This window comes from Microcoleus sp. D3_18_C2 (assembly GCF_036702395.1).
Taxonomy (GTDB): domain Bacteria; phylum Cyanobacteriota; class Cyanobacteriia; order Cyanobacteriales; family Microcoleaceae; genus Microcoleus.
Window position 1 is genome coordinate 81,389 of the sequence record NZ_JAUBTG010000007.1, and the last position, 13,650, is coordinate 95,038.

The 13,650-nt window shown below is 47.1% G+C and carries 12 protein-coding genes; 8 read left to right on the forward strand and 4 right to left on the reverse strand.

What is annotated here, in order from left to right; all coding sequences use genetic code 11:
- The first annotated feature begins 51 nt into the window (after nt 1-51).
- On the forward strand, nt 52-2,685 hold the full coding sequence (locus QUA88_RS07310; RefSeq protein ID WP_333271035.1) for a CHAT domain-containing protein: 2,634 nt from the start codon (nt 52-54) through the stop codon (nt 2,683-2,685).
- Nucleotides 2,686-2,734: 49 nt separating this feature from the next.
- On the opposite strand, the gene QUA88_RS07315 is transcribed toward QUA88_RS07310, so the two are convergent.
- Nucleotides 2,735-4,693 (reverse strand): cation:proton antiporter domain-containing protein, encoded by a 1,959-nt coding sequence (locus QUA88_RS07315; protein WP_333271038.1) that lies wholly within the window; start codon nt 4,691-4,693, stop codon nt 2,735-2,737.
- On the opposite strand from QUA88_RS07315, the gene QUA88_RS07320 reads away from it, so the two are divergent.
- Nucleotides 4,656-4,814, forward strand: coding sequence for a hypothetical protein (locus tag QUA88_RS07320; protein WP_333234130.1), 159 nt, complete (start codon nt 4,656-4,658; stop codon nt 4,812-4,814). The two genes, QUA88_RS07315 and QUA88_RS07320, sit on opposite strands and share 38 nt — an antisense overlap.
- Before the next feature lie 775 nt (nt 4,815-5,589).
- Here QUA88_RS07320 and QUA88_RS07325 read toward each other — a convergent pair.
- Nucleotides 5,590-6,870, reverse strand: coding sequence for a GH25 family lysozyme (locus QUA88_RS07325; protein WP_333271041.1), 1,281 nt, complete (start codon nt 6,868-6,870; stop codon nt 5,590-5,592).
- Between the two features lie 113 nt (nt 6,871-6,983).
- On the opposite strand from QUA88_RS07325, the gene QUA88_RS07330 reads away from it, so the two are divergent.
- Both QUA88_RS07330 and QUA88_RS07335 read left to right on the forward strand, forming a co-directional pair.
- Entirely contained in the window at nt 6,984-7,478 is a 495-nt protein-coding gene (locus tag QUA88_RS07330; RefSeq protein WP_333203908.1) for a DUF427 domain-containing protein, read from the forward strand.
- Nucleotides 7,479-7,897: 419 nt separating this feature from the next.
- Nucleotides 7,898-9,007: a GGDEF domain-containing protein gene (locus QUA88_RS07335; protein WP_333208262.1), complete on the forward strand. Its 1,110-nt coding sequence runs from the start codon at nt 7,898-7,900 to the stop codon at nt 9,005-9,007.
- A 59-nt stretch (nt 9,008-9,066) separates the two neighbouring features.
- On the opposite strand, the gene QUA88_RS07340 is transcribed toward QUA88_RS07335, so the two are convergent.
- The gene (locus QUA88_RS07340; protein ID WP_172186452.1) at nt 9,067-9,306 is read right to left on the reverse strand and encodes a helix-turn-helix transcriptional regulator; all 240 of its coding nucleotides are present in this window, start codon (nt 9,304-9,306) and stop codon (nt 9,067-9,069) included.
- 150 nt (nt 9,307-9,456) lie between these two features.
- Here QUA88_RS07340 and QUA88_RS07345 point away from each other — a divergent pair, with 150 nt between their 5' ends.
- From QUA88_RS07345 to QUA88_RS07355, 3 genes are all read left to right on the forward strand, one after another.
- Nucleotides 9,457-9,636, forward strand: coding sequence for a hypothetical protein (locus tag QUA88_RS07345; protein WP_333203912.1), 180 nt, complete (start codon nt 9,457-9,459; stop codon nt 9,634-9,636).
- Nucleotides 9,637-9,764: 128 nt separating this feature from the next.
- Nucleotides 9,765-9,995 (forward strand): addiction module protein, encoded by a 231-nt coding sequence (locus QUA88_RS07350; RefSeq protein ID WP_333104998.1) that lies wholly within the window; start codon nt 9,765-9,767, stop codon nt 9,993-9,995.
- Nucleotides 9,992-10,288 (forward strand): type II toxin-antitoxin system RelE/ParE family toxin, encoded by a 297-nt coding sequence (locus tag QUA88_RS07355; protein WP_333054798.1) that lies wholly within the window; start codon nt 9,992-9,994, stop codon nt 10,286-10,288. The genes QUA88_RS07350 and QUA88_RS07355 overlap by 4 nt, the downstream gene beginning before the upstream one ends.
- A 43-nt stretch (nt 10,289-10,331) precedes the next feature.
- On the opposite strand, the gene QUA88_RS07360 is transcribed toward QUA88_RS07355, so the two are convergent.
- Nucleotides 10,332-11,348, reverse strand: a complete 1,017-nt coding sequence (locus tag QUA88_RS07360; protein ID WP_333271046.1) for a methyltransferase domain-containing protein — start codon at nt 11,346-11,348, stop codon at nt 10,332-10,334.
- 618 nt (nt 11,349-11,966) lie between these two features.
- On the opposite strand from QUA88_RS07360, the gene trxB reads away from it, so the two are divergent.
- Nucleotides 11,967-13,337, forward strand: coding sequence for a thioredoxin-disulfide reductase (gene trxB / locus QUA88_RS07365; RefSeq protein ID WP_333054800.1), 1,371 nt, complete (start codon nt 11,967-11,969; stop codon nt 13,335-13,337).
- The last annotated feature ends 313 nt before the right edge of the window (nt 13,338-13,650 follow it).

Consider the following 13,650-nt stretch of genomic DNA (forward strand, 5'->3'; position numbering starts at 1 on the left):
AGGCTCACTAATGTTTTCCTAGGTTCCATTTCCCTGTTCCTGCTTGCCACTATGTCCCTATTAAATACTCCTGACTCTCTCTTCGGAGCGATCGCTCAAACTACGGATGCTCGTCAACTAGAGGCCGATCGGCTAATACAGCAGGGGCTTCAACAGTTTCAGACTAGCCAATCCCCAGCAGCGTTGAATTCCTGGCAACAGGCCCTGCAAATTTATCGCGCCCTCAAAAATCGTGCAGGGGAGGGTTGGGCACTAAGCAATTTGGGAGGTGCTTACATCAATTTGGGCAATTATGCCAAAGCCATTGATTATGGACAGCAGAGTTTAGCCATCGCCCGCGAAATCAAAAACCGCGAAGGAGAAGGGGCAGCAGTGCTCAATTTGGGAATCGCTAACCTCTATATGGGCAACTATGCCAAAGCCATTGATTATGGACAGCAGAGTTTAGTGATCGCCCGCGAAATCAAACACCGCGAAGGGGAATGTCTGGTACTGGTCCATTTGGGACTCGCTTATAACTATCTGGGGAACTATGCCAAAAGCATTGAGTATACACAGCAGAGTTTAGCCATCGCCCGCGAAATCAAAAACCGCCACAGTGAGGTTGTAGCACTGGGTAATTTGGGAGGTGCTTATAACTATCTGGGGAACTATGCCAAAAGCATTGAGTATACACAGCAGAGTTTAGCCATCGCCCGCGAAATCAAAAACCTCGAAGGGGAAGGGAGAGCACTGGGCATTTTGGGAGTCGCTTACAAATATTTGGGAAACTATGCTAAAGCAATTGATTATGGGCAGCAGAGTTTAGCCATCGCCCGCGAAATCAAACACCGCGAAGGGGAATGTCTGGCACTGAACATTTTGGGAGGTGCTTACATCGATTTGGGCAACTATGCCAAAGGCATTGAGTATACACAGCAGAGTTTAGCCATCGCCCGCGAAATCAAACACCGCGAAAAGGAAGGGACAGCACTGGGCAATTTGGGAGCAGCTTACATCAATTTGGGCAACTATGCCAAAGCCATCGAGTATGCAGAGCAGAGTTTAGCCATCGCCCGCGAAATTCAAGACCGCGGAGGAGAAGGTTCAGCACTGGGCAATTTGGGAATCGCTTACATCAATCTGGGCAACTATACCAAAGCCCTTGAGTATTCACAGCAACAGTTAGCGATCGCCCGCGAAATTCAAGACCGCCAGGGGGAGGGTCTGGCACTCAACAACCTCGGAGCGGCCTTCTTGAAAGCTGGCAACGCAACAGAAGCTGAGAAAATGCTCCTCAATGCCATTCAAGTTTGGGAATCGATGCGACAAATGCTCGGCTCCAACGACGCGAATAAAGTCTCCATCTTTGAAGGACAAGCTCACACCTATAGGACTTTACAACAAGTTCGGGTGGCTCAGAATAACCCGATCGCCGCGTTAGAAATTGCCGAACGGGGACGTGCTCGTGCCTTTGTCGATCTCCTGACACAGGGCTTATCGTCAGGTGATGCCAATTCGGTCATCGCCGCTCCCAACCAGGAGCAAATTCGCCAAATCGCGAAATCACAGAACGCCACTTTGGTGCAATATTCGATCGTCTATACTTCGGTGCAATATTCGATCGTCTATAACAACTTCCTAATTCAGGGAAAAAGCGAACCGCGTGAATCTGCGCTCTACATCTGGGTGATTCAACCCACAGGCGAAATCACCTTCCGCGAGGTAGACCTCAAACCCCTCTGGCGGCAGCACAACGCCTCTCTAGCCAGCTTGATCGTTGGCAATCAAGAATTTCTGGCTGTCCGCAGTCGCAGCAGTTTTGGCTCCACTCAACCCCAACCCAACTTACCGACGCTGCATCAACTGCTGATCGATCCCATTGCCAGCCTGCTACCCAAAGATCCCGATGCCCACGTCATCTTCATTCCCCAAGGTTCCCTGTTCCAGGTGCCTTTTCCCGCCCTGCAAGATGCCAGCGGCACTTACTTAATCGAAAAACACACCATTCTCACCGCCCCCTCGATTCAAGTATTGGATTTGACTCGACAACAACGACAGAAGTTAGGCAATCAGCCAGCCAACGGTCGCGGAAATGCTCTGGTGCTCGGTAATCCCACGATGCCACAGGTATCTTTGTCTCCCGGAGAACCCAAACAGCAATTGTCTCCTCTACCTGGAGCCGAAGCTGAAGCTAGAGCGATCGCGCCTCTGCTCAATACCCAAGCCATCACAGGCGCACAAGGGACAAAAGCTGCGATCGTCCAAAAAATGCCCCAAGCATCGATTATTCACTTAGCAACGCATGGATTGCTGGATGATGTGCGCGGATTGGGAAGTGCGATCGCTATGGCTCCTTCTGGTAGCGATGACGGCTTATTGACCGCAGAAGAGATTTTCGACATGAAACTGCAAGCAAGCTTAGTCGTTTTGAGTGCCTGCAACACTGGAGAAGGCAGAATTACCGGGGATGGGGTGATTGGCTTGTCGCGCGCTTTGATTTCGGCCGGAGTGCCGAGTGTGATTGTTTCTTTATGGGCGGTTCCTGATGCGCCGACATCGGAATTGATGCAGTCGTTTTACCAAAACTTGCAAAATAATCCCGACAAAGCACAGGCACTTCGGCAAGCAATGTTAACTACGATGAAAACTCATCCCCAGCCGCGAAATTGGGCGGCATTTACTTTGATTGGGGAGGCAGAGTAAGGACGATCGCGACAAGCAGATTACAGAGTACGATCGGGGATACAAACCCTTATCGCGAAACAGGCGGCTGCAAAATTTCATCCTCTGGAACTATTTTTGCTGACTCCAAAACCTCCTCTAAAACCGGAGAAGGAATCGGCACTTCCTCAACTACCTGATGCTTTTCCAAAGTCAAGCGAGACTGCGACGCACCAGACAATCTTTTCAACAATTTCGGTGTCGGATCGTACAGCAAATAAATAATTCGATCGCCTGCTTGCCAAATCTGAGTCGCCGACACTACTTGCAAGTACCCCTGCCTTTCCACCAGCAACGGCGCCAACTCCCCGGCTTTAACTAAAGCTTGTAAGTGAGCAATCTGAAACTGCAATCCCTCTGTTTTTAACTCAGTTTCCCCCAATTTCACTTCGCCGTCGATCAAATATTCGTTCCAATCCTTCAGCGACAAATCTGAGACAAAGGCTTGATTGATTTTACTCTGATTTACAGGTGTATTTGCTTGCGGATCTTTGGGAAATATTGCCAAAACTCTCGGCGGTGCAAACTCTTCGGCTGCTCGCTGAGCTAACACTAAGTTTACCTCACCGTTGTTAGTCATTGCCAAAAAAGTTCCCATCGAATCCAGTCCGGCTTCTTCTAACACGCTGTGATCCAGAGCACTGCTCAAAAACACCCGCAAACCTTCTCGTTCTGCTTGTGCACAAGCTTCCGGGTTCGTGTCGATAATTGCCACCGATTCTCCGCGTTCTTGAAACAAGCGAGCAATTAATCTGCTCAAAGGATTTGACCCGACAATTGCTGCACCGGTTGCGGATTTTGAGGTAATTCCCAAAAGTTGAGCCATCCGTCCGGCTGTTAGTCCCTGGACGAAAACTGTCATAATAATTGTTAGGAAAACTAAGGCTTTAATCGAGTCGCCGCCGTTGATTCCCCGCTGGGTGAGCAAAATTGCAAATAAAGATGCGATCGACGCTGAGACAATTCCCCTCGGCGCTACCCAACAAACAAATAATTTCTGCCGCCAATTCAGTCCGCTGTTCCAAGTACACAGCCAAACGTTGATCGGGCGCACTACCCACATTAAAGCTAAAACTGTAAACAAACTTCCCCAACCGAGGGCGACCACACTAGCGAGGGATAAATCGGCCGCCAGCAGCACGAACAGCATGGAAATAGCCAGGACTGTGAGTTGCCCTTTAAACCTCCTCAGCAGCCTTTCTTCTGGCACAGCAGCGGCTCTGAGGACGATGCCGGATACCACTGTTGCCATCAGTCCCGATTCGCTGCGGATTTCTTCTGCTAAGCCGAAAAATCCCCACAAACCAGCTAATACTACTAAGTTTTTGAGGTCTTCTGAGAGAAATTGCGATCGCTTGAGAATGAATCCCAGCAGCCAACCTCCCGCAACTCCGACGAGTGCGCCAACGAAGAGTCGCACGATTAAATCTCGGAACAAAACCAGCAAATCAGCATTGCCGTTCAAAATAATATTCAGCACCAATACTGCCAGAATTGCCCCGACAGGATCGATTAAAACGCCTTCTGCTTCTAGCAAGGCGGCAACTTTTTTGTCAACGGATACTTGTTTGAGCAAAGGGCCGATTACTGTCGGGCCTGTGACGACTACTAGAGAAGCATACAAAAATGCGATCGGCCAGGGAAATTCTCCCAACCAGTGTGCGGCCATTCCGCCGCCTATGAGCGTAATTAAAGTGCCTACGGTAACTAAATTGCGGATGCTGCCGGAAAGTTTGCCTAAATCTCGCAATTCCAAATTCAAGCCGCCTTCAAACAGAATTAAAGCTACGCAAAGGGATACCATAACTTCCAAACCGCTTCCCAGCAGATTCGGGTGCAGCACTCCCAAGCAGTCTGGGCCGGCTAAAATGCCAAACAACAGCAAAAAGACGATCGCCGGAACTTTCAGATAAGCGGCGATAACTTGAGCGCTGATGCCACAGATGACGGTCATGACCATCAACTGGGTGATGTTAAAGGGGATTTCCATAGATATAATTGTTACAGGCAGCCCGCTCAGTTTTAAATGTTCGATCGCGGGTAATTTGAGTGCAGGCGCTATTTTCGGCGCAGCTTACAAACTCGGCACGGCCCTGGATTTTTCCCAATAAGATTAAAAAACCTTGATAGTCGCTATAACTTTATCAGATAATTCTCTTGGCGTCAAAGATGCGAGTAAGCTGTAGCTAAGCTGTTGCGGCATTTAAAGGGTATGTCAAAAAAAATTAAAGTCTTGTGGGGAGTAGGGGCCCTAGCGTCCCGCCCGCCCTGAATATACAATTTAAATGCGCGACAGCTTAAGCCAGAGATTGTCTGTTATGTTCGAGACTCCGATGCCGATGGGGATGCGGGCACAGAGGGAGAGGATTTGACGAATTTTGATGGGGAGTCAATCGATTTTAGATTTTAGATTTTAGATTTTAGAATTGAAGTATTGACCCCACGGATAAATTCGGGGGGCAAGTTTCATCGGATAAGCTGTTGCGGCATTTAAATGGTATGTCAAAAATTTTTAAAGTCTTGTGGGGAGTAGGGGCCCTAGCGTCCCGCCCGCCCTCAATCTACAATTTAAATGCGCGACAGCTTACAGGTTTTTTATTTCACCGGTCCTGAGTCTGCTTTCGGAATAAATCCGGGGGCTTGTATCCTGGATGCTTTCGGTCAATCTCCAATTAAAAAGCTCACATCTCAAATCGATCGCCCCCAGACTCATCTTTAGAGTAGAGTTTCCATCTAAAAAACTCTAAAATCCCAAGATTCATCTGTAGAGTAAATCTAAAATCTATAATCTAATCTATCGTTCCCACACTCATCTTTAGAGTAGAGTTCCCATCTAAAATTTTACATCACAAGATTCATCTGTAGAGTCAATCTAAAATCTATAATCTATAATCGACTCGCATTCTGCCACCTGCGAAAAAAATCCGATAAAATGGCCGGCGAAATTCGCCCTTCCAGCCAATCTAAAGCCTGGTTTTGCTGGGGTGCGGCCCGATAAAATTTGCACGCATCTATCAGCCGAATCGGAGAATTAGTGCCCGTAGGTTGAGATCGCCATTTTTGTGCAAACTCAGTAATAATAGCCGGAGAAAGTTGTTTTTGCAGCCAATCTAAAGCTTGGTCTTGTTGTGCCAAACCGCGATAAAATTTGCCCACATCTATCAATCGCAAATTACTGTCTTGAGGTAAGGTAGTTGCCCGCCATTTTTGAGCAAATTCCCCTAAAACAGAGGTAGAAACTTGACTTTGCAGCCAAATTAAGGCAGTATCTTGGCTAGCCTTAGCTTGATAAGACGAGAATACCTGAGTCAGCCGCACGTCTGAGATGGGAGTGGGAGTCGGAGCAGGAGTCGGCTGCGGGACGGGTGTCGGCGCTGGAGGAGGGACAATTACTTTGGGAGATTTTCGCATCAAAGCGGCCCAGGTTTTGAGGCTGGCAATGCCGTCTGCCTTGAGGCCTTGAGATTTCTGAAACGAGATGAGCGCCGCTGTGGTGGTAGCTCCAAATTTAGCGTCCATCGCGCCTTGATAGAAACCTTTAATTCTTAATTCCCTTTGGATGTCTGCAACTTTATAACTTTGGGCGCCTTCTCGGACGCTTTCATAAATATTGGTGTCTACATTGCCCGATACGCCCGACACGCTGCCGCTGTCGCTGTATTGCCAAAAAGTCCAAGTTTTCCAGCCGCCGGGAACCCAAGGTTTCTCAGCAGTGGTATAGTGAGCAATCCACAGTGGGTAATCGGCAAACCGTGTTGTCCCCAGGTTGTCCCAGAAACCGGGGTACGTGTAGATAATCGGCCGCATCAAGGTGGCTTTTTCGACTGCTTCTAGCCAAATTGCGGCTCGATCGCACAATTGAGTCGCAGTCAAACCGCCTGTAGTTTCGATATCCAAGACTGGCGGCAAATCCCCCGGTTCGAGTTTTACAGTTTTCAAGAACAAATCTATTTGTCCTTGAATGCTGCTTGCAGGTTGAAAAAAGTGGTAAGCACCGCGTTGAATCCCCGCCGCTTTCATCGCCGCCCAATTGCGAGCGAAAGTTTGGGCAACGAACGTTGCACCTTCGGTCGATTTGACAAAACTGAAGGTGATACCATCCCGGGCAACTGCTGGCCAATTGACATTGGGCTGGTAGTCGGAAACATCTATACCGCGAATACTCATATGACGAAGAGTTGAGAAAAGCTGGTTTGCTCTGAAGCAGCGACTCGATTAAGGGTACATTAAAATTGTAATGCTAAGTCGCTAATTGTTTTTTTACAGGGGAGATGGTGCGAATGAACTTCGATCGAATAGAGCCCGGCCCTGGTCAAGAGTCTGTTTGGGATTACCCGCGTCCCCCTCGGCTTGAGGAATCGACCAAACACGTACAGATAATTTTTAATGGAGTGACGATCGCCGACACGCGCCGTCCTCAGCGGGTATTGGAGACCAGTCACCCTCCTGCCTACTATATCTGCCCCGATGACATCAAAATGGAATATTTGCACAAAACTTTACGAGGCTCTTGGTGCGAGTGGAAGGGACAAGCCGGTTATTACACTGTGACGGTAGAGTCGAAAGAAGTAGTAAATGCTGCTTGGTTTTATCCCAATCCTAATCAGGTTTTTGCAGCTATTAAAGATTATGTGGCTTTTTATCCGAGCAAGATGGATGCCTGTTATGTGGATGGGGAATTAGTGCAATCTCAACCAGGGGATTTTTACGGCGGCTGGATTACCAAAGATATTGTCGGCCCGTTTAAGGGAGGGCCAGGAACTTGGGGGTGGTGAGGGAGTTTTGAGTTTTCAGTTTTCAGTTTTCAGTTTTGAGTTGAGAACAGCGACAGAAACCACGTCTTTTTATTTAAACATTGTTACAGCTTTGACCCAGGTTTAAATAAAAACCAGGTTTCTTGAGTGTGTGAGCGCCTTGAATGAGTTAAGGAATGGCTCTGAAATCTTTTTCTTACGACGCAAAAAGCCAACAGTAAAAAAATGAATAATAATTAATTCAATAGCTTTCTAATTGAGTGAGGATGAATCAATGTAATGCAATGCAGGCAAGGCAGAAGCTAACGCAGCAGCTTATCCCTTGAAATAAACAGTGTAGTCAAGAATACAGTGACTGTTCATAAATAAATGTTAGTATAAGTTAATATCTGACACTAGCTTTGTTGCTTCTTTATTATTTATTTATTCGGATCTGTGCTGTGTCTGTTGAATTTATTGAGCCGTCCAACTCGCCAGAAAACTCACCCAAAAATTTATCTTTAGAGTCTACTCTTAAGGATCTGGCTCTATTCAATTTTCAGGTTGACTCCTCATATCTAGCCAAAGAAGTAGCCCGGTTTTTTCAATCTCACCCGCTGCTTCCGGGAGTTATCTTAACCGTAAATGGAGAATTTTTAGGGATGATATCGCGTCGGCGATTTATGGAACGCATGAGCCGCCCTTACGGAGTAGATATATTTGCTTGCAGACCGATTATAGCCTTGTATCAAATAGCTCAAACCGATAGTTTGATTTTACCAGGAGTAGCCTTAATTGTCATGGCAGCTCAGCGCTCCGTGCAGCGACCGCCGGAACTGCTTTACGAGCCGATTGTTGTGCAGTTAGAACCTCAAGTTTACCGACTTTTAGACGTGCATCAACTCTGGGTAGCTTTATCCCAAATTCACCAAGAAGCTACTTGGTCTATGAGCGAACTTTATTACAATTTATCAGTCACGCAATCCGAGCTAGAAGCAGCTAATTCTCAATTAAAAGCAGCTAATTCAGAATTGTATCGCCTTGCTAACTTAGATGGCTTAACTCAGATTGCCAACCGCCACTGTTTTAACGAATACTTACAAAAAGAATGGCAAGAATTGGGAGAAGCTGCGGCAGAAATATCTTTGATTTTATGCGATGTTGACTTTTTTAAGAAATACAACGATACGTACGGGCATCAGGCGGGAGATGCTTGTTTGCAACAGGTAGCCAAAACTATTGTTGAGGCTGTACATTACTCAGCAGGCGCAGTTTCCGGGGAGACTCTGGTGGCTCGTTACGGAGGTGAAGAATTTGCGGTAATTTTACCCCGCACTTCGTCTGAAATAGCTGTTTGGATTGCAGAGCGAATTCGAGTTTGCGTCAAAGAACTAGAAATCGAACACCTTAATTCAGCGGTGTGTTCTTTCGTGACGCTGAGTTTGGGGGTAGCGAGCACGTTTCCTCAGCCCGAAACTTCTCAGGAAAACCTACTTGCAGCGGCAGACCGCGCGCTTTATCATGCTAAAGACCTAGGGCGCGATCGAGTAATTTTAGATTTTAGATTTTAGATTTTAGATTGGAAAAAGCGATCCAGGGATTTATCCGTGGGCTGGTTTAATGGTTTCCATCACAGATTGTCTGGCAAATCTCCGATCGACCTCCCGATGCTAGCCAGCAATTTCTCCAAAGCTTTCATCTGCTTGACGGTGAACGTCGGCACATTCTTCCCCAACTCCCAACGGCTGATGGTTTGCGACGAAACGCCAAGCTCTCGCGCCAAATCTTCCTGACTCATCTCCAGTTCTTCCCTGAGCTTCTTTAAGTGCGACTCTTCATCTTCAGGTCGCGGAACGGGCTTTTTCGGCATAACTTTGATCGCACATTTTTTCTATAAGATGCTTAAGCATCTTGACTAAACAATAAATTGATTAGACAATATGTTTAATAGCCAGTCCAGAACCGTGGAAAGTACAAGGACTGGCTCTAATACCCCTTTGGAAAGGAGCATGAATCGATTATGCCTTACAAACAGCGTCTGAATTCCTGGATTATTGTTCGCTTGCTTCCCAATTTACAAAGAAGCGTTGTGGGTCGGTTTCGTAGTTGGTCGGATGCAGACGGTCAGATCCGCATTTTGCGACAGTTGTTGCCGGAAGCTCGCCTAATAGTCGTGTTCGATCCGGGCGATCGCTCGTAAATTAGTTTTGAGTTTGGAAGCGATCGCGCAACAGTACGGCGAATAGCTGGGGAGGTGCGATCGCTCCTTTCCAGCAATCTTTGCGATAAAATGTGGAAAAGTATTTAGCTGTGACGCATTTTTAAGCTATGGATCTCGCTGGTACTCTTGCAGAAATTATTAGTTTGAGCGTTAATGACAGAATTCGCTTAGTACAAGCGATATGGGACAGCATAAGCGCAGATCCCGAACATCTTGAATTAACTGAATCTCAAAGGATAGAGCTATCTCGCCGCCTGCTAGACCACGAAACAAACCCCAATGCGGTTATTTCTTGGCAAGAAGTAAAAGCTAGAACAATGGCGAGGTTGCAACAGTGAGCCTTTCTATTGTCCTGCGTCCGGCTGCACAGGAAGAGTTTGATGAGGCTGTTGATTGGTACGAGCAACAAAGTGCAGGACTTGGAGTAGAGTTTCTCAATCGTGTAGAAGAAGCACTCGATCGAATTAGCGCGACGCCAGAAGCTTGCTCAATTGTTTTCCAAGAAATGAGGCGGATTGTCGTGCGAAAGTTTCCCTACTTAATTTTCTACCGTGTTGAACCGGAGCAAATTGTAGTTCTGGCGATTTTTCACAGTAAGCGAGAGCCGAAAACTTGGCAGTCACGAGTCTAAGAATTTTAGAGATAGGAGATATATCAAATCGATCGCCCCGTGCCTACAAAGACTCGCACCAAGCACGTTCTGCCGTCCAGTGTCTGTCAGAAGATTCATAAATCCTCAACCCATCCAACCCGGCATTTTGGATCATTTCCTCAACTTCATCCAGGGTAAATGCTGCTTGCAACGAATCGCTGAATAACTGTTTCTGATGCGCGTTGCAATCTCCCGCATACAGATTGACTAAATTATCCCTGATTTCCGCTTTTTCCGGCCGCAGCAAATCCCGCAAAAAAATTGCTCCCTGCGGCTTCAACACCCGCTTGACTTCCTGCAAAAACGGCAGCGGATCGGGCAAATGGTGGATAATGCTGTTGGAAATCACCATGTCAAAATAACTGTCTGGATACGGCATGGCCTTAGCATCGATTAATTCGAGACTAATTTGCGATCGCACGCCGGCCTTTTCCACATTTTGGGCCCCAACTTTCAGCATATTTGCCGACAAATCAATGCAAGTCAATTTCCATGCTGGCCGGAGTTGACAAAGTGCGATCGGAATTCTCGCCGTACCCGTCCCCGCATCCAAAACGTTTCCAAAAACCGGCCCCAACGCCGCAGCACTCTGAGCAAAAGCAGCATTAACCTCAGTAAAGTCCATCGAATCGTATTCGATCGCCTCTTCCAAGGAATCCATCACTTCCGGTTCCAAAACTCGCTGCATAAAATTTATCTCGTTCTCTGGCATTTCCATATAGGGATTCAGTTTCGCCTGCAAAAGCTCGACTAACTCCGGTTCCATATATTCGTAATTGTCCGGGATTTGCAGGCAAATAACTTTCTTGCCTTCGAGACTTTGCGGAAATTTGCTGCGAAGTCGATCGCCATGCTTCTTCTCCATCACAAATATCCAATCCGCCCAGCCCAGCAAACCCTCAGTTACTCTAATTCTTGCACCTTTTTCCGTTCCCGCCGATCGCACGCTGTAGCCACTAACCTTCTGGTATATCTTCTCGGCAGTCAAACTTCTCCACTTATTCTGACTGCACACAAACAATATCTTGATTTTATCCATTCAGACACAATTATAAAATTCTATGTTTATCGTGGCACGGGCGTCCCGCCTGTGCTTCGTTTATCGTGGCACGGGCGTCCCGCCTGTGCTTCCGAAGCGGTTAAAAATTTCCTTCTAATTTCCCCCGATCGCACCTTGCATACCACAAATACTGTATTTTGTCAAAAATGGCAAAATCTGCGTTACAATTCTTAAACCATCAAATGCGGATTTTGCATAAATAATTGTACTTATTACATTTGCGAATTCGTTAATTTTACGATTTTAAAAGCTTGCAGCGTCAAAAAGTAAAATTAGTCATAATGCCCCTGGATTATGAAAATCGTACCACAAGCCTCAAAACAAGTAAATAGGTAAAATAATTGAGAATGAAGTCAATAATTTTGGTCGTCTTTAGATTTTCTTAAGATTTCAGCCCTTAAAATAGATCGAACATTTAAAACTAAATCGACTTTTAGATTGTTTTTGCTTATCAAAGTAGCTGGAGTTGCCCCGAAGACCGATCGACCCTCAAGATATAGATACAGATCCTCGATCGCACAATGGCATCCCACCAAACTCGATCGAACTCTGCTAGAATTAGTAAAACGAAGTCGTTATGAGTTTAATTAAATAGCTATGACCGACGAAACCGTAGAAAACCTAGTAATTATCGGCTCAGGCCCAGCAGGCTACACAGCAGCCATCTACGCGGGGAGGGCAAACCTGAAACCCGTAGTCTTTGAAGGCTACCAAATGGGAGGCATCCCCGGCGGTCAACTGATGACCACCACAGAAGTCGAAAACTTTCCCGGCTTTCCCGAAGGCATCACCGGGCCGCAACTGATGGATCGGATGAAAGCTCAAGCAGTGCGCTGGGGTGCCGAATTATACACAGAAGATGTAATTTCGGTGGATTTGACCAAGCGTCCGTTTACAGTGCGATCGGAAGACAGAGAAATCAAAACCCACACGATAGTAATCGCTACAGGCGCGACGGCGAAACGGCTGGGGCTACCTAGCGAACACGTATTTTGGAGTCACGGCATTTCGGCCTGTGCGATTTGCGACGGCGCTACCCCAATTTTTAAAGGAGTAGACTTAGCTGTCATCGGCGCGGGCGACACCGCAGCGGAAGAATCTATTTATTTGACAAAATACGGCTCTCATGTACATATGCTGGTGCGGCGCGATCGAATGCGCGCCAGCAAAGCCATGCAAGACCGAGTGCTGAGCAATCCCAAAATTACCGTGCACTGGAACACCGAAGCAGTGGATATCTTGGGAGAGCCAGGGGGCAAAATGGACGGGGTGAGAATTAGAAATATCGAGACCGGCGCCGAGAGCGATTTGCTGGTGAAAGGATTGTTTTACGCGATCGGTCACACTCCCAACACTCAACTGTTCCAAGGTCAGCTAGAACTCGACGAAGTAGGCTATATCGCCACCAAACACGGTTCGGTAGAAACCAGCGTCGAGGGAGTTTACGCCGTCGGCGACGTGCAAGACCACGAGTTTCGCCAAGCAATCACCGCAGCCGGCAGCGGCTGTATGGGTGCGATGCTGGCAGAACGTTGGCTGTCAGTTAACGGTTTAACGCAGGAATTCCATCAAACTGAGGAATCCGAGCAACCCCTAGCAGCGCCAGAAACTCCAAAAGTACGCAAAACCAGCGAGAACTTTGATATCCAAGAGACGCGCCACGAAGGAGGTTATGCTTTGCGGAAGTTGTTCCACGATAGCGATCGACTGATTGTGGTCAAATATGCCTCTCCGAGTTGTGGGCCTTGCCACAGCCTCAAGCCGATTTTGAGCAAAGTAGTAGATGAGTTCGATGGCAAAATCCACTACGTGGAAATTGACATCGAAGAAGATCCTGAAATTGCTGAAAATGCTGGCGTGATGGGTACGCCGACGATTCAGTATTTCAAAGACAAAGATTTGGTGGCTGAGCTCAAAGGAGTTAAGCCGAAAAGCCAGTACCGCGAGTTAATTGCCAGTAATTTGTAGGAATTCGATCGATTTTAGATTGGAGGTGTGCCAAGAGAGATTTTTCCTAAACTCAACTTGTGTCCCACCTGCCAAAAACCCGGTTTCTCCCCTGCGCGCCAGTCTCGTGCAGGGGAGAAACCGGGTTTTTTTAGCCCCATCGCGCGAAAAAACCCGGTTTGTCGCGAGTGTTTGGCGAATGAGAAAGAGGATTTTTGACCAGGAATTTCAAAGGTGGTACCCGCCACGTGATTTATCCGTGGAATCAATCCCAAATCGAAAATCGAAAATCCTCAAGAAAGAGCATTTATCTCGCGCAAGTCAATCGAAAATC